20 protein-coding genes and 1 rRNA gene are annotated in these 24,988 nt (G+C 42.8%); 16 read left to right on the plus strand and 5 right to left on the minus strand.

The features are described from left to right. The first annotated feature begins 140 nt into the window (after positions 1 to 140). A 5S ribosomal RNA gene (gene rrf / locus JKP82_RS07850) occupies positions 141 to 256 on the plus strand. A gap of 241 nt (positions 257 to 497) precedes the next feature. Here rrf and JKP82_RS07855 read toward each other — a convergent pair. Further along, entirely contained in the window at positions 498 to 1,289 is a 792-nt protein-coding gene (locus tag JKP82_RS07855) for an EF-hand domain-containing protein (protein ID WP_218396553.1), read from the minus strand. 492 nt (positions 1,290 to 1,781) lie between these two features. On the opposite strand from JKP82_RS07855, the gene JKP82_RS07860 reads away from it, so the two are divergent. Further along, positions 1,782 to 2,738, plus strand: a complete 957-nt coding sequence (locus tag JKP82_RS07860; protein ID WP_232370649.1) for a GGDEF domain-containing protein — start codon at positions 1,782 to 1,784, stop codon at positions 2,736 to 2,738. Between the two features lie 46 nt (positions 2,739 to 2,784). On the opposite strand, the gene JKP82_RS07865 is transcribed toward JKP82_RS07860, so the two are convergent. After that, positions 2,785 to 3,150, minus strand: a complete 366-nt coding sequence (locus JKP82_RS07865; RefSeq protein WP_218396554.1) for a DP-EP family protein — start codon at positions 3,148 to 3,150, stop codon at positions 2,785 to 2,787. Between the two features lie 2 nt (positions 3,151 to 3,152). Next, positions 3,153 to 6,425: an nSTAND1 domain-containing NTPase gene (locus JKP82_RS07870; protein ID WP_258544366.1), complete on the minus strand. Its 3,273-nt coding sequence runs from the start codon at positions 6,423 to 6,425 to the stop codon at positions 3,153 to 3,155. 245 nt (positions 6,426 to 6,670) lie between these two features. Here JKP82_RS07870 and JKP82_RS07875 point away from each other — a divergent pair, with 245 nt between their 5' ends. The 11 genes from JKP82_RS07875 to JKP82_RS07925 all read left to right on the plus strand — a co-directional run bounded on the left by JKP82_RS07875 (position 6,671) and on the right by JKP82_RS07925 (position 18,654). Further along, on the plus strand, positions 6,671 to 7,207 hold the full coding sequence (locus JKP82_RS07875) for an HvfA family oxazolone/thioamide-modified RiPP metallophore (protein ID WP_218396558.1): 537 nt from the start codon (positions 6,671 to 6,673) through the stop codon (positions 7,205 to 7,207). Positions 7,208 to 7,278: 71 nt separating this feature from the next. Then, positions 7,279 to 8,130 carry an HvfB family MNIO-type RiPP peptide maturase gene (locus JKP82_RS07880; protein WP_218396559.1) on the plus strand — a complete coding sequence of 284 codons (852 nt, stop codon included), beginning with the start codon at positions 7,279 to 7,281 and terminating at the stop codon, positions 8,128 to 8,130. Further along, positions 8,127 to 8,876, plus strand: a complete 750-nt coding sequence (locus tag JKP82_RS07885; RefSeq protein ID WP_218396560.1) for an HvfC family RiPP maturation protein — start codon at positions 8,127 to 8,129, stop codon at positions 8,874 to 8,876. Before JKP82_RS07880 ends, JKP82_RS07885 begins: the two co-directional genes overlap by 4 nt. A 345-nt stretch (positions 8,877 to 9,221) precedes the next feature. Next, entirely contained in the window at positions 9,222 to 9,758 is a 537-nt protein-coding gene (gene apt, locus JKP82_RS07890) for an adenine phosphoribosyltransferase (RefSeq protein WP_013783400.1), read from the plus strand. 17 nt (positions 9,759 to 9,775) lie between these two features. After that, entirely contained in the window at positions 9,776 to 12,664 is a 2,889-nt protein-coding gene (gene dnaX / locus JKP82_RS07895; protein WP_218396562.1) for a DNA polymerase III subunit gamma/tau, read from the plus strand. 38 nt (positions 12,665 to 12,702) lie between these two features. Next, entirely contained in the window at positions 12,703 to 13,029 is a 327-nt protein-coding gene (locus JKP82_RS07900; RefSeq protein ID WP_013783402.1) for a YbaB/EbfC family nucleoid-associated protein, read from the plus strand. A gap of 480 nt (positions 13,030 to 13,509) precedes the next feature. Then, entirely contained in the window at positions 13,510 to 14,457 is a 948-nt protein-coding gene (locus JKP82_RS07905; protein WP_159534609.1) for a hypothetical protein, read from the plus strand. 98 nt (positions 14,458 to 14,555) lie between these two features. Then, complete coding sequence (recR, locus tag JKP82_RS07910) at positions 14,556 to 15,155, plus strand: recombination mediator RecR (protein ID WP_159531989.1); 600 nt, start codon at positions 14,556 to 14,558, stop codon at positions 15,153 to 15,155. Between the two features lie 109 nt (positions 15,156 to 15,264). Continuing rightward, entirely contained in the window at positions 15,265 to 17,187 is a 1,923-nt protein-coding gene (htpG, locus tag JKP82_RS07915) for a molecular chaperone HtpG (RefSeq protein ID WP_218396564.1), read from the plus strand. Between the two features lie 312 nt (positions 17,188 to 17,499). Further along, positions 17,500 to 18,144, plus strand: a complete 645-nt coding sequence (gene adk / locus JKP82_RS07920) for an adenylate kinase (protein WP_218396565.1) — start codon at positions 17,500 to 17,502, stop codon at positions 18,142 to 18,144. A 114-nt stretch (positions 18,145 to 18,258) separates the two neighbouring features. Further along, positions 18,259 to 18,654, plus strand: coding sequence for an MAPEG family protein (locus JKP82_RS07925; RefSeq protein ID WP_159531985.1), 396 nt, complete (start codon positions 18,259 to 18,261; stop codon positions 18,652 to 18,654). A gap of 38 nt (positions 18,655 to 18,692) precedes the next feature. Here the strand turns inward: JKP82_RS07925 and JKP82_RS07930 are convergent, their stop codons facing one another. After that, a complete protein-coding gene (locus JKP82_RS07930; RefSeq protein ID WP_218396567.1) occupies positions 18,693 to 21,281 on the minus strand; it encodes a TonB-dependent receptor in 2,589 nt (862 codons plus the stop codon). Between the two features lie 298 nt (positions 21,282 to 21,579). Beyond that, on the minus strand, positions 21,580 to 22,221 hold the full coding sequence (lepB, locus tag JKP82_RS07935) for a signal peptidase I (RefSeq protein ID WP_218396569.1): 642 nt from the start codon (positions 22,219 to 22,221) through the stop codon (positions 21,580 to 21,582). 550 nt (positions 22,222 to 22,771) lie between these two features. Between lepB and JKP82_RS07940 the strand changes: the two genes are divergently transcribed. From JKP82_RS07940 to JKP82_RS07950, 3 genes are all read left to right on the plus strand, one after another. Further along, on the plus strand, positions 22,772 to 23,185 hold the full coding sequence (locus tag JKP82_RS07940; protein WP_218396571.1) for an ankyrin repeat domain-containing protein: 414 nt from the start codon (positions 22,772 to 22,774) through the stop codon (positions 23,183 to 23,185). A gap of 114 nt (positions 23,186 to 23,299) precedes the next feature. After that, positions 23,300 to 23,941 carry a hypothetical protein gene (locus JKP82_RS07945; RefSeq protein WP_218396573.1) on the plus strand — a complete coding sequence of 214 codons (642 nt, stop codon included), beginning with the start codon at positions 23,300 to 23,302 and terminating at the stop codon, positions 23,939 to 23,941. Positions 23,942 to 24,060: 119 nt separating this feature from the next. Continuing rightward, the gene (locus JKP82_RS07950) at positions 24,061 to 24,882 is read left to right on the plus strand and encodes a hypothetical protein (protein WP_218396574.1); all 822 of its coding nucleotides are present in this window, start codon (positions 24,061 to 24,063) and stop codon (positions 24,880 to 24,882) included. Positions 24,883 to 24,988: the final 106 nt, after the last annotated feature.

Here is a 24,988-nt window from a genome sequence, read left to right on the forward strand (position 1 = left end):
GATTAAAGCAACGAGAGTAGTAGTACTCAGTGCTCAAAGATTGATTACGTGAATATCAGAATTCCTAAATTGTTAATTATTAAAGTAATATGGACTGAATAAGTCGGTATTACGCAAACAAATGTTTGCAAAAAGTTTTTCCTGGCAGCCATAGCGATACGGTACCACCTGATCCCATTCCGAACTCAGAAGTGAAACGTATTAGCGGCGATGGTAGTGTGGGGTTTCCCCATGTGAGAGTAGCACACTGCCAGGTCCCATTCGAAGAAAGCCCTTATCGTATGATAAGGGCTTTTTTTATGCGTGATAGAAAGTGAAACGTATTAGCGCATGCCGCAAGCCAAGCTCCCATTCGAAGAAATTGCTTCACAACGATTGCTTCACAACGATAACTAGCCTAACGGATAGCCCTTTTTTTTATGCCTGCAGGAAAGTGAACAGGCAATAAAAAGCCCCGCAGGTGCGGGGCTTAAACTATGAAACTATTAGGCTTAGTATTACTGGCCCATTGTCTTAATTTGTTCAAAATATCTACGGTATTCCATACGAGTAATAAGTTCGTTGCCATCTTTATCCATGGTCATGAAATCACCTTTAATACCTGCGTTTTCAATTTCACGTTTAGATAGTTCACCATCTTTATTAGCATCGGCTTCATCGAATCGCATATTCGCAGCATCCGTAACTTCTGTACGTAATGTGTTGTTCTTTTCACTGATCACAGCACCCGTTTCGTCCATGGCTTCACCATGTTTCATCGAGTGTTGTGTGTCGCTAGTTTTCATTTCAGAACGCATTTCTCTATTTTGTTCACTAATTACATCGCCATCTGCGCCCATAGAATCCTTTTTAGCCATAGCGGATGTCTTGCTCATTGAATCATGGTTTGCATTGGTTTTCGTTTCAGAGCGGAGTTCTTTATTTGCTTCGCTAATTACATCGCCATCTGTGCCCATAGCCTCTTTCTTGTCCATGGGATGGTGTGCGCTATCGGCTTTACCATCGTGGTTTGTTTTTTCTTTAACCACTAATTCGTCAGTAAACCTTTCAGGTTTAGACTTTATGTAGGCAGTAAACTCAGAGTGGTTAATCATATCATCACTGTCTGAGTCTATTTTAGACATAGTCTCTTCAGTAATACTTCCCTTAACCTCTTCCTTGGAAAGCATGCCGTCGCCATTTGCATCTAGTGCCTCAAAGTCTGAGGTTATTCTAGATTCATGATGGGCAGCGAACGCGGAAGTAGACATTACTGCGCCAATAACCATTGCTAACGTTAGCTTTTTCATAATAAATTCCTTCTTTGCATGTGTCATGCTTTGGGTTAAATATGAGAAGTGAATGCCGAAACTGTTCACGGTATTGACGACAATCTAAAAGGCACGAAGGTATTTCCGTACTTCTACTCCTACATATCTTTATTCCTGTTTAGTAAATCACACTGTTTCATTCCTGATTTATAATTCATACTTTGTGCCAAACGTTAATATATTGATTTAAATGCACTTTTCTTGATTTGCATGAACGGTATAGGTAAATATAGTGTTAAAAAGACACAAGCTGTGAAATATATGCACTGTGTTACATAGCCCAGGCATTCCCGCTTAAAAGCTTCATACCCTTCTTAATTGGTTCGAGATTTAACCTTCCTGACTCTGAAATTTTCAATTAAATCAGTGTTTTAATTCGTAAGGTAACCAGAAGGTTTAATTTGAGATTTATCCGTAAGCTTTGTTCAATCAATACGGCCCAAAGCTAGGGGATAAGGAATGTTTTCAACAATGCTTAGTAAAAATATTAATAAAAAACCCACAGAGAAGCTTTTTAACTTTTACCAGGATTCTTCACTTTCGCGCATGATTAATTTTCTCAATGAAGCAGTTGTCGTTATAGATGTTAACGGCACTATTGAAATGCTTAACTCTACATCCGCCTCATTACTGGGAATAGAAAAAGACAAACTGCTAGGGCATAATTTACTTGAGCTAGTTATAGATGATACGGGTAAGTCACAAACTTATGTTATTGAGAGCTTAGATGCAGGCCAAAGAGGTTTAATTTCCGCCCCTCCTATGGAAGTTAACCTTCAAGCAGACAAAGACAACCAAACACATGTGTGTGTTGAAATGTCGATATCAACGCTACCAGAAGCATTCTCATCGGCGAATACATTGTATCTTTGCATACTCCGCGACCTTACGCTTCACAAGGCAGAGTACGGTTCTCTATTACACAAAGCTAATACCGACTATTTAACAGGGCTAGCTAATCGTCATCGGTTTGCCGAATACCTTGATAAACAGTGGGATCTTTGCGAGCAAGACGATGTACCGCTAAGTATTATATTTATTGATATCGACCACTTTAAAGACTTCAACGACCAATATGGCCATATAGCGGGGGATAGATGCTTAAAGAGAATAGGGGAAACTATTTCGTTAAGCCTTCCTAATCGCGATACCTTAGCCGCACGCTATGGCGGTGAGGAGTTTGCCTTAGTGTTGCCCCGATGTTCAGCACAGACCGCCCAATTGTTAGCCATACGTATTAAGCGACATATATCGCAATTAAGTACCAGGCAGTTTGCGTTATCGCAAGAATCAGAGTTAACAGTAAGCATGGGTGTGGCAACGCAAATGGAGAATCGCTACAGTTCAAAAGAAGGTTTGTTGAACGCGGCTGATACATTGCTTTATCAGGCTAAGTCTCAGGGAAGAGATCAGATTTGTTTTTTGTAAAACAATAAATAAGGCTGGGGCTACAAAATGTTGCCCCTCCACTAATCTACGAAGGTTTTTTATTAATAATCTGCGGGTCTTGACTGGTATATACATTCTTCTTAGGCGCAGTAACCAATTTCATGCAGATGTTTTCGGTGGTGGCGTCGGAATCTACAAAGATGATGGTTTGACCGTCAGCAGTAATGCTATAGGTAAGGTCATTGTCGATATCGCCCGTTACTAATGGCCCGACGAATTGTAGATCACTGGAGTCTTCATTAAGGGTATACATTATCATGGTATTTAATTCAGTTACGTTAACGTTTCCTGAAGTAGGTGTCCCTGAAAGATCGTAGATGGTATACCTTGCTGGAACGGCCTTCGTATCAACAGAAACCGTAAATTGATAAACCGGTGTTGGGTTGGACATTTTTAAATTCCTTTCAAATATTTGAAGTAGTAAGGAAAGGCTAACGAATCGCCTTTAGTGATGTAGATATTTTTTATGTGATTTTTATCTTCTACGCATCTGGTGGAAAATAAATAAGGTAGAAGTATTCCCGGGTGCGATGTTTTTTCCAAAACAGGCTCTGAAAAAGCAAGTAGATTCAGACAGAATTGCCCTTTCGTTGTATATTTATCATGGTGCTGACGTTGCACATGCCTAACTAGGGCGGTATTTAATTTTTGTACATCTGTGGTAAATTTAAACGATGGTATAGCATTGTCTAATTGCTCAAATTTATGATCCGGTAGCTTAGAAAGAATTATCTTTGCTTTGTTCCATTCATTATTTAGCTGGAAGTATTCGGCTAGTAACAATAGAGCCCAAGTTGAATTTAAGGCCAAAGCAGAGTTTAGAGTATTGTCGGCGTCAATTGTATTTTTAATAGTTGACTGACTGAGTAATAGTAAAGCTTCAATAGTTACCCAGTCACCTTGCCATTCAGTATTTTTATTGTCTTGGGCCAATGCAAACTCTAATGTCGAAATTGCTGATTCCAAAGTTGAATCTACAATTGTTTGATAATCTAAATATTTAGCCAGTCTTACTTTTTGCACAAGTAGCGCCACATAGGGCTCGATGATTGCTGCATTAGAACTATTTTTTTTATACACCTCTTCGAAAGCTTCTTCAGCCTTCCTATACAGCGCGAAAGCTTTTTCATATTCCCCAGTATGAACAGTAGCCGACGCTATCCACGACAGGGTATCGGCAGCATAAAGTTGAGCATCAAGATCATCAGGGTTTTGTTCAGCGATATATTGTTTGAGCTTTAGTGATGCACTGAAGTATTCAATCGACTTACCAAATTCAAAATTTTCATATTCAAGAGAGCCCAAAGAGTTTTGTGCGTAGGCCACTTCTAGCATAGCGTCAGTATTGTCTGGGGCTATTGCTAGCATACGTTCGCTATAAGCTAGGTAACGCTCGAATGCCGTTCTGGCTATGTCCATCAAACCATCGTTATAAGCAATGTGGCCCAACCAAAATGCGTTTGCCCCCGCCGCTTTAAGTAGCTCGAAGTGATTGGGTGCATCGCTCAACAGCGCCTTTATATGTACATCGGCTTCTTCGTAAGCTTCTTTCGCGGTGGCTACATCGTCTCTATAAAATCGTACTTCTGCCATAGCTTGCAGTGAAAGCGCATGTTGAAAACGCAATTCGAAACTCGCTTTTGGCGGGCTAATGGTAAAAAATCCATATTCACTCGTTTGCTGAGCTTGTTCAACATAACTCAGTGCTTGTTCGCTGATACCTTCCAATAAGTCCATACGTTTTACGCTACGTAGTTTATTGGCAAAGTCACCTATCATATAGCCCATTAAATTTTCAGCTTCTAATCGCTTCCTTTCGGCCAGTTGTTGCGATTGCTGACTTTGTAGCATGGCACCAAATGAAACTACGGTTAAACAAGCAAGGGCTGCAAAGGTAACCCCGCGAATAACCCGTTTGCGTTGCACCGTTTTCTGTGACGCCCGAATGAGCGCTAATTCGTCATTCGTCAGTGTTAAGCTAGTGTCGGCGTTTAACGCCAAAGCATCAGTTAAGGGCTTACCTTGTGTAAGTAAAAACGCCTTACTTTTGTTATCTTGCAGCCATTGTTTGGTTTGTTGTTCTAATCTGCCTTTGCTTACCAGCGCGCTTTGGTGTTGTTGAATCCAACCTTGTACTCGCTGCCAGCGCCTAAGGACGGCTTCATGCGCCACTTTAAAGCAGGCTTTGTCTTGATAAAGGTGCGATACAAATAACCGATGCTCTACCATTAGCTCGACAAAGTTTTTCTCGTTATCGTTACTAAGCTCACTCCACAATGCGGTGCGGCTGGTTAAGTTACTGCCATCTTGGGTAAGCGTTACAATTAGAGGAAGCACGCGGTCGAGTGCAGTTTTCACTAACGCCGGCATCTGTTGGTAAAGCTGTTCAGCTTTGTGGCCAATTGCGCCTTCTATACCGCCCAACTGTTTGTAGGTACTAACTTGCAGCAAGTTGGCTGTTCGCTGCAAGTACAGTTCTTGTAAGGTGTATTGTAATAATGGAAGACAGTTGGGTTCTGCCGCGGCATCGGTAAGTATAATGTCGTCTAACGTAACATCGGTATGGTTATCTTCTTCCCACTCTAGCCCTGCGGCAATAGCTGGAAGGCGTATCATTTGGCTTAATTCACTGGCCGAAGGGGGCGTAAGGTCGAAATGTGCTCCACGCTCTTTATTTTTCATTAGGGTGGGGTAGGCAGCTAAGTGATGGTAAAAATCATTCCGACATACTAAAAGCATTAAAATGAAGCCACTTTCTGCTAATGCTTCAAGCAGCGTAAACACCGCTTCCTTTTGGGTACTATCAACATGGTTAGTGGCCAAATAGGCTTCAAGGCGATCGAGTACTATTACATAGCAAGGGAAAGCGACGTTATTGTACTGGCTTGCAGTTGTAAGTTTAGTTTTCGCTAAATGAATAACCGGCTTAGGGTCGCGTTTCAGTTTTGCCGCTAATGAATCGGCACTTTCCCCTTCAAACAACGGAGCATCGTTGATATCCCAATCTAACATACAGGCGGCAAGTTCTTCCACAATCTGTGCCGTCTGAATATCTGCAATATCAATACTGGCGTAATCGATGGCATGAACACCATTGGCGCCCTTGTTGTTTAATAACCTAGGTAATAAACCTGCGTGCACTAACGAGCTTTTACCTGAACCGCTAGGGCCGATAATAAGGGTAAAAGGGCGTTTTTTGGTAAATTGATCCGAAAGCCTAGCCAGTAAATTTTTTACTGCCGCATTTCTACCGTAATAAACTTGGCTTTCTTGTTGCGTAAACGCGGTTAAGCCAGGGAACGGAGATTGACCCTGCCAATCGGTTTCGGCGGCACGTGTTTGTTCATCTTCTAAAAACTGAACATCGGCAATAACCCGATAACCTCGTTTACGTATGGTTTCTATAAAAGAAGGGGCACTGGCTTTATCACCTAATGCTTTACGTAATTGGGTTATGGTTTTATGAATAGGGTTATCGCCAACGGGCGCGTCTGGCCAGCACTGGGTAATAATGTCGTCGGCGCTAACCACTTCACCCGCTTGCTGACACAATAGCAATAGAACGTCCATTGCTTTGGGTTCAACGGTGCGCTTCGTTTTACCTAATATAAGGGTGTTTGATGCTGGCTCTACTTGCCAGTCGCCCAAATAAAATTGCTTCAACATGTATTCAATTTGCTCAAAAGAAACCAATCAGAACAAACTTAACCTACTTTAGTTGTAAGGTAAACGAGTTACGCTGAGCTAGGTACTACATCGGGACTATAAAAGTTAGCTAAAAATACCTTTAAATTTAATAATATAAAAAATATTAATAAAAAGTGAAATTTGATCTTCACCCCCTAGGTCTATACTACTACACGTGCCTACCGCACGTTAAAACCAGACTTATACATTTGAGGGTAGACAAAATGAAACAAATTAAAAAATCTTCTGTTGCTACGGCACTCGGTGCGGTTGTTATTGGCTCGTTAGCATCTACGGTTGCTATGGCTGAAGTTAACCCATTTTCAATGCAGTCATTAGAATCTGGCTATAGCCAATTCGCTGCTGAAGGTAAATGCGGTGAAGGCAAGTGCGGTGGTGATAAAGCGGCAAAATCTGCAGATGGTAAAGCAACCGAAGGTAAATGCGGCGAAGGTAAGTGTGGTGGCGACAAAGCGGCGAAAGCAACCGAAGGTAAATGTGGTGAAGGCAAGTGCGGCGGCGACAAAGCAGCTAGCATGGCTGAAGGTAAAATGGAAAAAGCCAAAGAAGGCAAGTGTGGTGAAGGCAAGTGCGGTGGCGATAAAGCAGCTAGTATGGCTGAAGGTAAAATGGAAAAAGCCAAAGAAGGCAAGTGTGGTGAAGGCAAGTGCGGTGGCGATAAAGCAACTAGTATGGCTGAAGGTAAAATGGAAAAAGCTAAAGAAGGAAAATGTGGTGAAGGTAAATGCGGTAGCATGTAACACTACGGCAAGTGCAGTATAAAAAAGGCCGTCATTCGATGGCCTTTTTAGTGTGAAATTGGGGTGGAATAATGAAGCATATTCAAGGTGCAGGTTTAGGTTTTCGTCGCGAGATGTTAGATGAGGTGTTACCAACACTGCCTAGTGAGGTCGACTTTTGGGAAGTTGCGCCCGAAAACTGGATCCCTTTAGGGGGAACATACGAACGCCAGTTTGCCCAAAGTATTCAACAAGCGCCTTTTACCACACACGGTTTGTCCCTTTCAATTGGAAGTAGCGACAAGCTTGATATCGAATTCGTTAAAACCGTAAAGCACTTTTTAGACACCCACAATATCGATTTATATAGCGAGCACTTAAGTTACTGTTCTGGTAACGGGCATCTGTACGATCTCATGCCAATACCGTTCACAGAAGATGCAGTTAAACATGTGGTAGGCCGCATAAGGCAGGTTCAAGACATTATCGAGCGGCCATTGGTGCTAGAAAATGTGTCTTATTACTTGGCGCCTGGGCAAGAAATGTCTGAACTAGATTTTACCAATGCGGTATTAGCTGAGTCAGGTTGCGCGTTACTGCTCGATGTAAATAACGTTTATGTAAATAGCATCAATCATAAGTATGACGCTTACGATTTTATAAACCGCTTACCTAGCGATAAAATTGTCTATGGTCATATTGCTGGGCACTTCGACGAAGCCCCAGATTTAAAAGTAGATACCCATGGGGCTGATGTTATTGAACCCGTATGGGATTTACTAAAGCACGCTTATGAAACTCATGGCGTATTCCCTACATTATTAGAACGTGATTTTAATATTCCCGCGATGGAAGTATTAGTAAAAGAAGTGCAGCGTATTAAAGCAATACAAGCCCAGTGTATTGCAAATCACCAAAGCGTTTTCGCAGGGCAGTCTGCATGAGCGAGAATTTTAAAACCGTCCAGCAACAGTTTGTTAACGCAATTAAAGATCCAGATTCGTTTGAAACAAACAATGCTGACATTAAACGCCGCATGGATATTTATCAGTCCCTTTTTTTTAATAACATTATGGGTTTTATAAGCACAGGTTTTCCGGTGTTAAAGTCATTGGTAAGTGAAGAAAATTGGAATGATTTGGTGCGCGCCTTTTTTATTCATCACGAAAGCCGTTCACCGTATTTTTCAGACATTAGCAAAGAATTCGTAGAGTATTTGTCAGCAAACCCAGAACTCGCATTTCAATTACCTGAGTTCGCCGCTGAACTTGCCCACTATGAATGGCTAGAATTAGATGTCAGTATTCGAAAAACTCCTCATAAGGTGGTGTATTTTGAAGCGGGCGAACAGGTAATGAGGGTGAGCGTTTCCCCGCTGGCCACCATTGCTTCCTATACTTACCCTGTACATTTAATTGGGGTAGATTATATTCCCGAAAACCCCGCACCCGAGCAACAATTCTATGTGGTGTATCGGAATCAAGAACAGCATGTAGAATTTGTGCATTTAAATCCGCTTACAGCAGTTTTATTGCATACCATTGAACAGCACGAACAGGGCATAGGAATAGAGGTCTTAGGCGAGCAGCTTTGTAAGCAATTACACCACCTACCAGAACACACTGTGCTTCAAGGTATGCAGCAAATAGTAAGCGATATGCTGCAAAAAGGTATTTTGTTACCTAGCTGAGCAGTTTGCTGAACACTAAATCACCAGTTTTTAACTGGCACTTAAGTGCAGAAAGGCTAAAGTTGTACGCGAGTGTATAGCTTTGGCTGTTAAATGTTGGGAAAGTAGGCAATTGACTACAATAGCGCTGTCAATCCGGTCTGCTTTCGATTAACATTTACGACCATTTTTTTGTTAGTTAAATTGTTTAGGTAGTGCATATGGCAGACAATTCAGATTTCAAAGAAGTCTACAATAAGTGGTACTTTCTAGCTTCTATCGTAACTTTACTCGCGTTTCCGCTGATGCATATCATCTGCGGCTGGTTTACCTTCTGGTTATAACGCAGACATTCAAGGCATAATTGTGACTGCACAGTATATAAAATCAGTTGTTAAAACCGTTCCTGACTATCCAAAGCCAGGTATTTTATTTAGAGATGTTACTAGCGTACTAGAAGACCATAAGGCTTTCAGTAGTTGTATCGCATTGTTGCTTGAAGAATTCCAAGACATGGGATTCAACAAAGTAGCAGGAACCGAAGCGCGCGGATTCTTATTCGGCGCACCATTGGCCATCGAGATGGGCATTGGTTTTGTTCCAGTAAGAAAACCCAACAAATTACCCCGTGAAGTGGTGAGTGAAACCTACGACCTTGAATACGGTACTGATACGTTGGAAATCCACAAAGATGCTATCCAGCCTGGCGATAAAGTTTTACTTATCGACGACTTGTTAGCAACTGGCGGTACCATCGAAGCATCTGCAAAGCTAATCCGAACATTAGGCGGCACCATTGAGCATGCTGGCTTTGTTATCGGCTTACCTGAACTAGGTGGTCGTGAAAAGCTAACCGCGATGGGTATCAAAAGCTTCACGCTTTGTGAGTTCGACGGCGAATAAGGATAAAAATACAAGCAATGAGTTATCAGGTATTAGCACGTAAATGGCGCCCGGGTAAGTTTAGTGAACTCGTAGGGCAGGAACATGTTGTTTCAGCTATTTCGAATGCGTTAGATAACGACCGCTTGCACCACGCGTACCTATTTACCGGTACGCGAGGGGTAGGTAAAACCACCATTGCTCGTATATTTTCCAAGAGTTTAAACTGCGAAGAAGGGCAGGGGTCTAACCCTTGTGGTCAATGTAATACCTGTAAAGAAATTGAGCAGGGTAATTATGTTGATTTGCTTGAGATTGATGCGGCTTCACGCACGAAGGTAGAAGATACCCGAGAGTTGCTTGATAACGTTCAATACAAGCCTACCCGCGGCCGGTATAAAGTGTACCTTATTGATGAAGTACACATGCTGTCTAAGCACAGCTTTAACGCGTTACTAAAAACGCTAGAAGAGCCACCGCCTCACGTTAAGTTTTTACTGGCCACGACCGATCCACAAAAGCTTCCTATTACTATTTTATCTCGTTGCTTGCAGTTCAATTTAAAAGCATTGTCGCGAGAGCAAATAGTTGGGCAGCTTAATCATATTCTAGAGCAAGAAACCTTACCCTTTGAGCCGCAAGCGCTAGCGTTGTTAGCCCGCGCTGCACAGGGGAGTATGCGTGATGCCTTAAGCTTAACCGACCAAGCTATTGCACAAGGTGGTAATGCGGTTAACGCCTCAGTCGTTACCGACATGCTAGGCTTGATGGATAAAAATCAGCTTGTGAAGTTATTGCATGCGGTGGTGAGTAAAACGCCAGCCGATGTTATGCGATTGGTTCAGGATATGTCGGAACAAGCACCAGATTACGATCATGTGCTTGCCGAATTAGGCAGTACGCTACATCAAATAGCGTTAACCCAATGGGTGCCTGAAGCCTGTAAATTAGAAACAACTTCAGCCAAAGCTATTTACCAACTTGCTAAATCAATTTCTGCTGAACAAGTGCAGTTGTTGTATCAAATTGCGCTGCAAGGAAGGAAGGACTTACCATTCTCATCAGACGGCAGGAGCGCATTAGAAATGACGTTAATGCGTATGATGACATTTGCACCCAGTACGCCTTTAGCTGATGCGCCATCTGAGATAGCCAGCGGAACGGTTGATAGTTCGTTGCCTATTGCATCGGCGGAAAAAAAAACACTAATTTCTGAGCAAGACGCGCAAAGCTCGACTTCTACCGCTAACTCTCTTTGTGCTAAAAGCGCAGGCGCTGGGTCATCGTCAGCCGATGAAGAGCTTTCCAGCAATGAACAAGATGCTCACAGTACAAATGTTCAAGATGCAGAAACTTCTACTGATGAAACTGAGCGCGCGGGAACTGACGAGATTTCATCTTCTACAAAATTACCAGACTTACCAGACTTACCAGATTTAGCCACTTCAAAGGGGCAAACCCCTGAACCAGAAGCCTCGGCTCATAAGAAAGAGCCGCATGGCGAAGTCGCTTCGCAAGAGGCAAAGCCTTCCCAGCCTGTAGCGCATTCAAAATATAGCCAGCCTTCAGATGCCAATCAGTCTGTAATAAATAATCAGCCTACAGGTAATGATCATTCTACAGGCAACGATCAGCCTACGGGTAGCAATCAACCTTCAGGTGAGCATGGCAAGCCAGTCAGAAGTTTGGCGTCAGAGCATAGTCCTTCAGATTCGGCCCCGTTTAATGATATGCCGCCAGCAGATGCATACATGGACGATGTGCCACCGCCTTACGATGATGATGAGTCGTCATTTATGCCGCCTGAATTTGCCGATGCTCAGCTGACAAATGCACCGCTATCTGATGAATGCCCTGACACGCAATCTACACATTTTGCTTCGCAGCAAGCTGTTGATTCTGTGCCAGCCGCTACGCCCACACCAGAGGCACAGCTAACATCCACTGCTGATATGCTTGCGCTACGACAGCGGTTAAAGCAAAAACGTGATGAAAGCGCAGAACAAGCGGCGAAAAAGCCTGAAGCGACGAACGAAACTACTAGCTTTGTAGATAGAATGAGTAAGGCTTCAAGCCAAAGCTCTCCTGACCCTTCTAGTGAAGGCCAAGATGATAGGCAATCTAAAGGCACGGCTGACGACAGCAGTGCTCAACAAGAATCAACTACTGCACCGGCAACTGCGCCATCAAGCTCTGATACTTTAAATGCAAATTCAAATTTAGATGCTGGCTCGAACACGACTTCTGACGCTAGCATGCAAAACCAAACCGATATGCCCCCGTGGGATACTGGTATACAGCATAATGATGAGCCGTTTACTGCCAACGAGCAAGATACCCAATTTGATTCACCAATGCCTGACGCGGCGCAGTATGGCGGCAATAGCGAAACAGCTCGCAATGAGCCTCAGCCTTTAGAGCCTCAGCTTTTAGAATCAGAGCCAAGCGATACCCGTAATGAATTTAGTGGTGAGCCAGTAAATCAGTTCACAAGTCAGTATCAAGGTAAGCTAGCCGCTTATTTGGATGATGGTAGTAAGCTTGTTCACGCGAGCCAAATTGATAAGTGGAGCAATGACGTAGAGCAAATGCCTATTGCAGGTTTGCTTAAACAATTGGTGCTTCATGCTTCTTTTTTGCGAAATGATCAGGGTATAACGCTTGAAATTGATAACAGTCAGGCGCATCTACTAAAAGACAGTGCAAAACAACAGTTGCTTGATGTATTGCATCATAGTTTTGGTGAAGGGGAGAATATTACCATCACCCTTGGTTCGCCAAAACAAACGCCCTATGCGTTGCAACAAAACATTATTGCTATGCGCCAGGCGCATGCACAATCGGTGGTACATACCGACGAAACGATACAAGCGTTGTTATCAGCATTCGACGCATCAATAGTGACCGACTCGGTTAAAGCGCGATAGCAACATTAACTAACACTAAGACAAAGTGAGAAAAGAATATGTTTAAAGGTGGAATGGGCAACATGATGAAGCAGGCTCAGCAAATGCAAGATCGTATGCAGAAAGTGCAAGACGATTTGGCTAAGCTGGAAGTCACAGGTGAAGCCGGTGCAGGCATGGTTAAGGTAACCATGACATGTAATCATAACGTTCGCCGCGTAGACATTGACGACACGTTAATGGAAGACGATAAAGACATGATTGAAGACTTGGTTGCCGCTGCATTTAACGATGCCGTTCGCCGCGTTCAAGAAACCAGTAAAGAAAAAATGGGTGACGTTACTGGCGGAATGTCACTTCCACCAGGCTTCAAAATGCCGTTTTAAGCCATATATCTCATATTTTTGAACCATAGCGATAACGAACGTTGTGGACTTAAATAGAGGGCAGTAAATGCTATACCTAAAAGCTCTGATTTTATCAGAGCTTTTTTTTACTTTAGCCTATTACATAGAGAGATTTACTGGCGCTATCTCCCCCCTGCATGGCCGTCTTACACTGCATGTGGTTGTAATAAATGTACGCAAGATTCACCAGTTAAAATCGAGATGCTTAACGACTTTTCCCCCGTTAAAAGTAAAGGTGAAAATAGACATTTACATTATCAGCGAAACTAAGATTCGAAGGAACGTAGGAGCATTTAAATGAACAATGGGGTCAGTATGCCTTTAGGCTTAATTAACACTGACTCCATCAAACTAAACTTCACCGGATTGGTCAGTACGTTCAGCATAAAAGGCTTTAGTTATGGTAGACCATCAGTAATAATACGCCCCATCTTAATCTTCAGAAATATCATCATTTTCATGCTGAAAAAAAGTATTATCCTGTCGGTGACGGTTTCTGTCATCGTAGCCATTACCCTCTTTGGCATTTCTACTCACAGGCTGTATAGCAAAAAGAAGTTATCTGTAGATCCTAAATTGAATGAAATTTCTGGTATTGAGTTCGATAAGAAAGGCTACTTGTGGGCCATTAATGATAGTGGCGACGATCCCAAGCTATATCGCTTAGATGACAATGGCGACATCACCAAAGAAGTCTTGGTTGCCAATGCTAAAAACATCGATTGGGAAGACATTACCCAAAACGACTTCGGGCACTTTTTCTTGGGCGACTTTGGTAATAATGATAACGATAGAAAATGGCTAACGATTTATAAAATAGAAAACCCTATCGATATTAAAACCGAGTCGACAAACGCTGAGATTATTAAGTTTACCTACCCTGAAATGGATGGGAAAACACCGGTTAAGCCGAATGATCGTAACTTCGATCTAGAAGCTTTTGTTGCGCTAGGGCGCCATCTTTATTTATTCACCAAAAATAGAACTGAGCCCTTTGATGGTATTACCAACGTATATAAAGTTGGCGATCACGCGGCTAATTTTGATGCCGAGTTAATCGACTCTTTTAAAACCTGTACTACCATGGAAAAACTGTGCTGGATAACGTCTGCAGCATTAAGCCCTGACAGAACTAAACTAGCGCTACTGGATTCCACCAGTATTTGGTTATTCGAAAACTTCAAAGGGGATAAATTCTTTTCTGGAGATATTTACCGCATTGATTTGGGGTTGATTACGCAAAAAGAGGCGGTCACTTTTAAAGACGACAACACCATTATATTTACCGACGAGAAATTTAAAGGTATTTTCGGCGGAAACGCCTATGTGATTAAACTCGATGAAGTGCATAAAAAGTTAATTCGAAAGGCAGTAAAGCCGAAAGAAAAAATAATTGAGTCAAACTAGCCTGTGGCCTACCTTTATTATGAGTGTGCAACAAGAACTTTTAGTGAGTAACATGCAAAGTTGTTTCGTAACCCGATTTAAAATGATAAGAAGTTTGTATGAAGTTTAGCCCGTTACTGAATGAATTAATTCAAGCGTTAACTTGCCTTCCAGGGGTAGGTAATAAGAGTGCCCAGCGTATGGCGTTTCACCTTTTGGAACGCAATCGTAAGGGGGCGATAGATTTAAGTAATGTACTGCACAACGCCATGGAGCATATTCATCACTGCAAGCGCTGCAGAACGTTTACGGAAGATGAGCTGTGCGAAATTTGCCGTCATCCAGAGCGCGAAGCCAGTGGCTTATTATGCATTGTTGAAAGCCCGCAAGATGTATTGGCAATCGAGCAAACGCTTAGTTATAAAGGCCAGTACTTTGTATTGATGGGGCATTTGTCGCCTATCGATGGAGTAGGGCCTGAAGAAATTGGCTTAAACGAATTGGAAACCCGTTTTAGTGCAGGTGGCATTAACGAAGTGATCCTTGCCACTAACCCGACGGTTGAAGGCGAAGCTACTGCACATTATATCGCTCAGCTTTGTGCGGCCCATAATGTTGAAGCGTCTCGTATTGCTCATGGTGTACCAGTGGGTGGCGAGCTCGAATATATAGACGGTAATACCCTCACTCACGCCTTTTCTGGTCGCCGCAAACTCTAAATTGCGGCGCTTCCCCAATAATATTTTTTCGCTTTGCGGTTGAAAACTGCTAGTTCGGCCTTACCTGTTTGAAAGTAACGTGATCCATTCAACGAGGAGATATTGGATTATGGCTGAAGCAGCCCATAAAGAAACCCACGGTTTTCAGACGGAAGTAAAACAACTTCTACATCTGATGATTCATTCTTTGTATTCAAATAAAGAAATCTTCCTACGTGAGCTTGTATCTAACGCTGCCGATGCAGCAGACAAGCTACGTTTCCGCGCACTAGAAAACGACAGCCTTTATGAAAATGATGGCGACCTAAACGTAAAAATTAGTGTAGATAAAGAAGCGGGCACGGTAACTATTGCTGATAACGGCATTGGTATGAACCGCGACGAAGTGATAGCCAACTTAGGTACTATTGCGAAGTCGGGTACAAAAGATTTCTTCAGTAAGCTATCTGGCGACAACGCAAAAGACTCACAACTGATTGGTCAGTTCGGTGTCGGCTTTTACTCTGCGTTTATCGTTGCTGATAAAGTGACTGTACGCACCCGTGCCGCTGGTGCAGATGCATCACAAGGCGTTGAGTGGATTTCAGAAGGCGAGGGTGAATTCACTTTAGCAGAAATCAACAAGCCTACTCGCGGTACTGAAATTGTATTGCATCTTCGTGAAGAGGAAAAAGAATTCGCTGATGATTGGCGTTTACGCTCAATTGTTAGCAAATACTCTGACCACATCAGCATTCCTGTAAAAATGTGGAAAGAAGAAGTGCCTGAAAGCGAAGGCCCTGATGGCGAGAAGACGCCAGTACAGCCAGGCGAGTGGGAACTAGTAAACAAAGCGACTGCTTTGTGGACCCGCGAAAAATCAGATATTTCTGATGAAGAGTATCAAGAATTCTATAAACACATTTCTCACGACTTTGCAGACCCATTTGCATGGGCACATAACAAAGTTGAAGGTAAGACTGAATACACAAGTTTGTTGTACATTCCTTCTAAAGCCCCGTTTGATATGTGGAACCGCGACCAAGCACACGGTTTGAAATTATATGTTCAGCGCGTTTTCATTATGGATGATGCCGAGCAGTTTATGCCTACGTACTTGCGCTTCGTTAAAGGACTTCTAGACAGCAACGATTTGCCGCTTAACGTGTCTCGTGAAATTCTACAAGACAACAAGGTAACTCAAGCATTGCGTCAAGGTTGTACTAAGCGCGTACTTCAAATGCTTGAGAAAATGGCGAAAAACGATGCTGAAAAGTACCAGTCATTCTGGAACGAATTTGGTAACGTGCTGAAAGAAGGGCCTTCTGAAGACCACAACAACCGCGAAAAAATCGCCGGTTTACTTCGCTTCTCATCAACCAATAGTACCTCTGATGCACAAACCGTGTCGTTGGCAGACTACATTGAACGCATGAAAGAAGGCCAAGATAAGATTTATTATGTAACGGCAGACAGCTTACAAGCTGCTAAATCTAGCCCGCACCTAGAAATCTTCCGTAAGAAGGGTATTGAAGTCTTGCTAATGGGTGAGCGCATTGACGAGTGGTTAATGTCGCACTTAACTGATTTCAACGAGAAGCAGTTTGAATCTATTGCGAAAGCAAACTTAGATTTAGGCGATCTTGAAGACGAAGACACTAAGAAAGCCCAAGAAGAAGCAGAAAAAGAAGTAGAAGGTATTGTTGAGCGAGCTAAATCAGCCCTAGGCGATAAAGTAGTAGACGTTAAGTTTACCCACCGTCTAACTGATTCTCCTGCGTGCATTGTTGCAGATGACAACGGTATGACCACACAGATGATGAAGTTGATGCAAGCTGCAGGACAGCCTGTGCCTGACGTTAAGTACGTATTCGAACTTAACCCAGAGCATTCTTTGGTTAAAACCCTAGCAGACACGCAAGACGAAGATTTGTTTAAGCAATGGGTTGGTGTATTGTTCGACCAAGCAGCATTGTCTGAACAAGGTAGCTTAAAAGACCCTTCAGCGTTTGTGCAAAACTTAAACACTTTATTAATGAAGTTAGCAAAATAAGCTTCAATATTAAAAGTTAATTAATATAAAACGGGCGTAATGCCCGTTTTTTGTTTCTAGGGTCTTTAAATCTATTTTGCACGTTAATTTATGCTATATTTTACCCGTTTAGCTAATTTCATTCGGTACGTTTGAAAGTAAGCAGTGAGTTAAGACCAAAGTCGGATTTTATAACGGGCCATAAGTAGTATATATATTCATCATAAGTGTTTAGTTTCCCTCTACAGTGGGGCTTATACTTGTCACTGTGGTGCTGAATGTGTAAAGTGCCCCAAGTAAAAAAGTTCAAAATCATAAGCGGAGAACGCACTCATGCGAATTATTCTTCTCGGCGCTCCTGGCGCGGGTAAGGGCACACAAGCTCAGTTTTTAATGGGCAAATATGGGATCCCCCAAATTTCTACCGGTGACATGCTTCGTGCTGCTATAAAAGCGGGTACGGAAATGGGCCTTGCAGCCAAGCGTGTAATGGATGAAGGTAAGCTAGTATCTGACGAAATCATTATCGGGCTGGTTAAAGAGCGTATTGCGCAAGACGATTGTAAAGATGGTTTCTTGTTAGATGGCTTCCCACGTACAATTCCTCAAGCTGATGCAATGAAAGAAGCGGGTGTTTCTGTCGATCATTGTATTGAGTTTGATGTACCAGATGATGTGATTGTTGAGCGTATGGGTGGCCGTCGCGTACACCCAGCTTCAGGTCGTGTTTACCATGTTGTTTACAACCCACCTAAAGAGGAAGGGCAAGACAACGATACTGGCGAAGACCTTATTATTCGTGATGATGATAAAGAAGAGACAGTTCGTAAACGCCTAGCAATTTACCATGAGCAAACCAAGCCGTTGGTTAATTACTATAGTGCTGAAGCTGATGCGGGCAACTGCGAATACCACAAGTTAGACGGCACACGCCCAGTAGATGAAGTGAGCGCAGAGCTTGCTGAACTTCTTGGTTAATTGTGCTTATTGATTTGTAAAGGCCGCAGTAGCGGCCTTTTTTGTTACTTGTATGTTATGAGCGAATAGCGTTTAATAATTGCAGAATAACTAATATAAACGTGGAGCTAACTCATGGTATTACCTATAACGGCGTTTTATGCCAGTCTGTTGGGGATTTGCTACCTATACCTGTCCTTTTTAGTGATAGGGGTACGTAGAAAAAGTCAAATTAGCTTGGGTGACGGTGGTAATGAAGACCTGAAAAGGCTCAGTCGCGCTCATGGTAATTTTAGTGAATATGTTCCTATTACCCTCATTATGGTCGCTTGCTTTGAGGCGAATACAGGGCAAGCTTGGGCGGTACATGCACTCGCATGTTCACTGTTATTCGGACGTATTTTCCATGCTTATGGATTAAGACATCATAGTGGAGCAAGCTGGCAGCGTATTGCAGGTATGATGCTGACGTTTTTGGCCATGTTAGTAGCGGCCATTGCCAACTTAATGCTAATTCATTTTGGATTGTGATTGCCTGACGTTCAGGCAATCACAGTGAGTGCTAGCGTTTAGAACCTAAACGTTGCTTTGGTATATACGAAGCGGCCGCGTGGATTGTGGATACTACCCACATAACCATAAAGGTCGCTATCGCCATCGCCAATAGCAAAAGGTGGTTCTTCATCTAGTACGTTGTTTACGCCAAGTACAAGTCGAATAGTGTCAGTCACGTTATAGCCACCTTGAATATCCACTAGCATTTGTGAATCGACCATACGGGATGTATTTTCTTCAAAATCTAACACGCCGTCGAAGTCGATATCCGGTGTATCTTCAAATTCACCCACAAAGCTAATATTCAAGTTAGCGTCAAACGCACCTTTGCTCCACGTTGTGCCAAACAACCAACGATGCTCAGGATACCCATACTCACCAGTGTAATCTAAACCGTCCTTTTCAAACTCGGTAAGATAAGACCAATCAATATTGAACTTAACGTCACCGTAGTCGTTTAGGGTAAGCATGTAGTTTGCACTTAAATCGATACCTGCAGCTTCTTGTGAAGACACGTTTTGGTAGGTATTAAATATCTTTTGGATAACCCCTAAACTAGCCCCGCCTTGTGGATCTAAACGTACGCAAATTTCACTGTCTTGGTTATTACACTCAGTGTCGTACACCAAACCAAATTGCTGCTCATCAATTTTGTTATCTTGAGTGATACTCCAAATATCAACGCTTAAACCTAACTCTTGAGTAGGTGCCCAAATAGCGCCCACATTCCAAGATTCAGACTCTTCCGCTTCCAAATCTGGGTTACCCGCAAATTCAATATTGTAATCTAATGATTCGCAGTCTAGGCCTGTTGCTTCACAGCGGTACCTATCCACAAAGAACACGCTCTTCTGCGAAGGACCTAAACCTACTTGTGCCAATGACGGTGCTCTGAACCCTTGTGCCCACGAGGCACGAAGGGTAACTTCATCGCTTGGCGCCCAGCGTAACGCAACTTTCGGGTTAGTGGTGTTACCAAAGTCGCTGTAGTCGTCGTAACGACCCGCCAATTGAAGCTCTAGTTGATCAGAGATCGGAATTGATAATTCTAAATAGGCGGCGTATTGGTCGCGCTCTGCGTTAGCAGAAACAGATTCAGTACCAAAAATAAGCCCTTGCTGGAATTGAATGTCAGGAATGTCTGATACTTGCTCTTCACGGTACTCTATACCCGCTGCCATCATGACCATTTCATCGCCTAACGCAAACGCTTCGCCAGTAATGTGAGCATCGAAGCTAGTCATGCGTGATTCACCTCGGCGAACCAAGCTGGTGGTGATGGCATCAATAACTTCGGGTGAGTTAGTTACACCACCGAAAGGATTGTAGTTACCTAGGTCAATTTGTTCTTGTAGCCAATCTACGCGAACCCAACCCTGCGATTGATCGCCGCTTTGTTCAGAACTACTTCTACCTTTTTGTACAGATGCTTCCCAGTCGTAGTCAAAAATTTGGCCTCGTAAGCCTGCCACAAACCTAAGGGTATCGGTTTCAATATCCCAGCGTCTGGCGCCAGCATCAACCGGGCGGTAACGGCCAATATCAATATCTTGCCCGAAAGGGTTATCAGGATGGGTGCCAGGTACGGTTAAGCCCGCGTCTTCATCAAGGGGCGTGGCTGCACCGCCAGCTTCAGACGTATTGTGCTGTACGGCTACTTCCATAAACGCGGTAACATCTGACGAAATTTTATAATCGAATTGACCAATAAAGCCTACGCGTTCCGATGCAGGAATAGTCAGGCCATACGGACCATAATCGAATAAACAACTGCCAGATGCAGTGGCGCTATCGGCTGGGCAATCTGGATCGATGGTTTTAACGCCATCAACATAGAAATAACCTGGATACCCGCGAGAAGAACGAAAATCCATACCGCCATAAGGGGATTGGTTGGCAGTACCAAACCGGCCCATTTCATCAGCCCCTAACTGGCTGTTGTTGAAGTAATCGAGAATGACAGTAGCGCTGCTTTTTTCACTTTGACTGCCCCACAGCATATTAGCAGTAGTTTCGCCGTAGCTTGGCCCTGTTGTACCGCCATAGCCTACGTTTACTTCTAAACCATCATAGTCTTTCTTCAAAATAACGTTCACTACACCAGCCACGGCATCTGAACCGTAAATAGCTGATGCACCGTCTTTTAAAATATCGATGCGTTCAATGGCCGATACGGGAATAGCATTAATATCAACAAATGAATTCGTGATGCTTTCTGCAAATGCACTGATGGCCACACGCCGGCCATTAATAAGTACCAAGGTGGCATCTGGGCCCATACCTCTAAGGGATACAGAGGCCGCACCATTTGCAGTAGAGTCTTGGCTGTTGTTACGTGTTGAGAATGTACCTGCGCCGGTGGCCGGCATGCGTTCTAGTAATTGTTGTAAGTTTTCATAGCCCATGCCTTTTATCATGGTGGCATCTATTGATTGAATAGGAGAGGGGCCTTCAATATCGGTTCGTTTGATACGAGAGCCTGTTACTGCTATACGTTCTACTCCCTCAGCTTGTTCTTCTGCTTGTTGCGCTTGCGAGGAAGAGATTGAGGAGAGTCCAGCCAGTGCGAGTGTGAGCGCACTAAGTTTAACGCCATGTTTCATTGTGATTTCCTTATAGTTCCATTTAACTTATTGTTTGTTATTTCAGCAACGCGAAGGGTTGCTTGTCAATCAATAGCATTAACGTGGGTAAAGTAGCAAGTTGGCAAGCTATTGTTTTTGAATAGAGTTAGTTACAAATTGTGTACAAATGGAGAACGAGGAGAGGCGTGAAGCGCTGAGGCTCATCGTTGACGTAGAGTAACTGGCAAGTTTAGGCAAATTTGTGGGAAGTTGGGTAAGGCAGAGATAAGAGAGAGGGAGGGCATACCCATTTGAGGGCATGCCTGTCGAACTGATATTATTGAAGCGCTAACAAAGAACGCTCTCCTCTAGGTAAGTAGTAATTTTCTTTGTCTAATGAAAAAGCCACACGGGTAACTCGGCCTTGAATCTCTTCAACGGGAATAAAGCCGTAATAACGTGAATCTACGCTGTTATTTCGGTTATCACCCATTACCAATACATGCTTATCAGGTACAACAACTTCATTAAATGACGAGCGCGCCCCTTTAACAGGTAATAGCTGAATGCTGCGCTGACTATCGCCTATATTTTCTTGGAAAACATAGTGGTCGCGCCTGTGTATTACGACGTGCTCATCATTTACGGTTAGCTTGTTGTTATGTAGGCTTATCGTGTCACCAGCAATGGCAACAACGCGTTTAACTAACCGCGTTTCGGCCGCACTGCTTTGAATAACCACAATATCACCACGGGCGATATCACCCGTTTGGCTAAGCACCACATTGGTAAAAGGCAGTTCGAGCGTGTAGGCACTCTTGTCGACTACAATGCGATCTCCCACTTGAATGGTGGGCTCCATAGAACCCGTAGGAACATGATAGTAATCTGCCACACTGCTTCTGAATGAAAACATCAGTACAACAAATAGTATAAAAGGTAAGTTTCTTTTAATAAACGAGCCAGTTTGTTGCTTCATTTTTAATCCTAATAAAATGTGCTTAGCACGGTATAACTGTAGTCTTTTGCCACGTACAAATAAGTTACGGCGCTAATCGCCGAAAAAGGTGGTAGAAGTATAGAAAGCGAAGGCTGCGAACAGTTCCCATTGAAAGTGTTTCAAGATGTGTTTGCTTTGTTTCACGCTAGTCTTCAGTTTTCATGCTAGTGCTTGGTCGATTCTGACAGGCGGTTTAGTGTTATAAGTTTTACTATTGAAGTACCGCAATGTACGTATAACGGTCGTTGGCTCTTTCCATCTAAGTGGTATAACGAGCGATCAACGACATGAGCGTATTAGTAAGCGAGGCTAATTATTTATCTGAACAGGCTGCGTCGCTCCCATATTCAGGAAAACGACCCAATAGCTCGTTTTTCTCTTTAGCACTTTATCTAGGTTGCTTGCTTTCCTTTATATAGCAATATGATAGCTAGTTTGGTATTAATAGTGAAAGTATAAAAGCGAGCGATGCGTTGGAAGAAAAACGCGCAAATCGCGTTAAATAAAATTGTTATGTTGCGGGGTAAACGTGGATTCTTACGGAAGGAATAAGCTTCATTACCTGATCATCGACTCATCTATTAAAGAACATCCAGCAGGTATCAAAGAGTTAGTCGGTAAGGGAATTGACGTTAATGCACAGGATATTAATGGATGGTCGGCGCTACATTTTGCAGTACAGGAACAATCGTATCCTGCTGTAAAAGCTTTACTAGAACGTGGAGCTGACACAGACTTACTTGAATCAAACGGAAATAGCGCTCTACATAAAGCTGTTTTTCATTCCAGAAATAATAATGACATTATCTCTCTATTATTGGTTTATGGCGCTGATCCAGATACAGTTAATAATCATGGTGTTACACCAAGATCTCTAGCTCAAGTAGTAGGAAATTCGAGTATTGTGGCTCTTTTTAACAAATGCAACATAACAAGCCAATAAACTCACTCACTGCGTTCGCTGGGACGCAAACACGCGGGGCGGCTACGCCATTATGCCCCACATGTCTGCGCCCGTTATTGAAAAGTTATGTGATACTGCAATTTTGGAATTTCAGTGGAAGAATTATTAATAAAAAACGCGAGTGCTGTATTTGCAATTCTTGGCGTGTTTTTAGGTGCGATTGTAACGGGGATCTTTGGTTACGTCGGAAAATCAAGAGAAACAAAATTAAAGCTAGCAGAAAAAATTATAGATAAAAAACTGGAAGCACATGACCAAATAATTAATTTGGCAAACTCAATGCATACAATGTGTGTTGTCGATGGTGAACATGAAGGAACAGAGTTACCACGGTATCCGGCGTTATTTTCTAACAGACAAGATTTCGATAAATTTTTTAGCTATTTAAGTCAAATACAAGCTCAGTCTGAACGATGGTTATCAGCAGAATTAAAACGTGAGTTATACTTTTTTATAGATTATCTAGTTACATTGCGTAAATGGACTGAACAGGTTAACGACATTGGTTTACCTCGTTTGGGAGTTGCCTTACGTAATGACTTTATCGATATTTCTAGTCGAATTGAAGATGCAGCACATGATTTTATTAACAATGATGTAGTGAAAATCAACTTTAAAACAGATCGTCGTTGGCACAAATTCCAACCTGATGAAACTAGAAAAATGTTAGCCGATACCATTTTGGTAAAAAGACAATCAGAGCTTCAGCAGATTGTTAATGGTGAAATTACATAACAAGCGCATTAACTCCATCGCAGGCTCGCTGGGTTATGTAAGCCCATATGAATACGAAGCGATCTACGCTTAACATGGATGTCCACTTTTAGTGGGTAAGACCAACGTAAAGGCAAGATATGGAAACAGATATCAAAAAAGTGTGGCGGGCATTGAGGCCAACGGTTAAAGATAGTTTTACCTTCAATGAAGCAAAGGATGTAATAGCGGCGGCTGCATTGCCAGTGGAAGAGTTAGCGCATCTACAGCAGAAATCATTGCCCGCAAAAGGAGCCTCAAAGGGAGAACTCCTTGATGCGCTAGATGGATTAATTACTAGAGAACCTGATTCTGGGAAGGCAATACAGAACCTTATAGCCGCAATGCTTGAGCAGAAAAGCCATCTTGAATCCCGTATATCTGATTGTGCAGAAAGGTTTGGATGGAAAGTAGTTGATGGACAGCTTCGACCTTTGGACTTTCAAGTGGAGGATGCAGTCCACGATTTCTCTGAAGAGGTGAAGGCTCTGCTGAAGAATGCATATCGGAGGTTTGGCGAAAGTGACTATTCAGGAGCAATGACGGCCATATGCAGTGCACTTGATACTGTAACAAACCACCTCTATGCAGTTCACAATCTTGGAAATCCTCATGATGACTCATATCAGCAAAGGGGATCTCGTTCATTCTCGGTATTAGAGGATGTATATCGCGAGAGATTCAGCCAGATGACGGATGATAGCGCTGAAGTTAATAAGCTATGGCAAAACTATCGAGGTTCTATTAATCAAGCTGCTTACGTTATGGGATCGTTTCGAAGAAATGCGAGTGATGTACATGGTGTTACTGAATGTCCACCAGAGTTGATTAGACATGCCATTGATAGTGGTACTTTTATTATTAGAAGTATTACGTCAGAAACTACGGAAAACGTACAACAAGAAGATCCACTGGACTTTTAAACGCTGGCGCGTTCAAAAGCGAATGATCTTGGCGTTGAATGTCCGCTTCTTGTCTTTTGGTGCCAGTCAGCTTAGCTCATGGGTCTTCAAAGTACGTAAAGCAGAC

The sequence above is a fragment of the Alteromonas lipotrueae genome, assembly GCF_019249215.1.
Lineage (GTDB): Bacteria > Pseudomonadota > Gammaproteobacteria > Enterobacterales > Alteromonadaceae > Alteromonas > Alteromonas lipotrueae.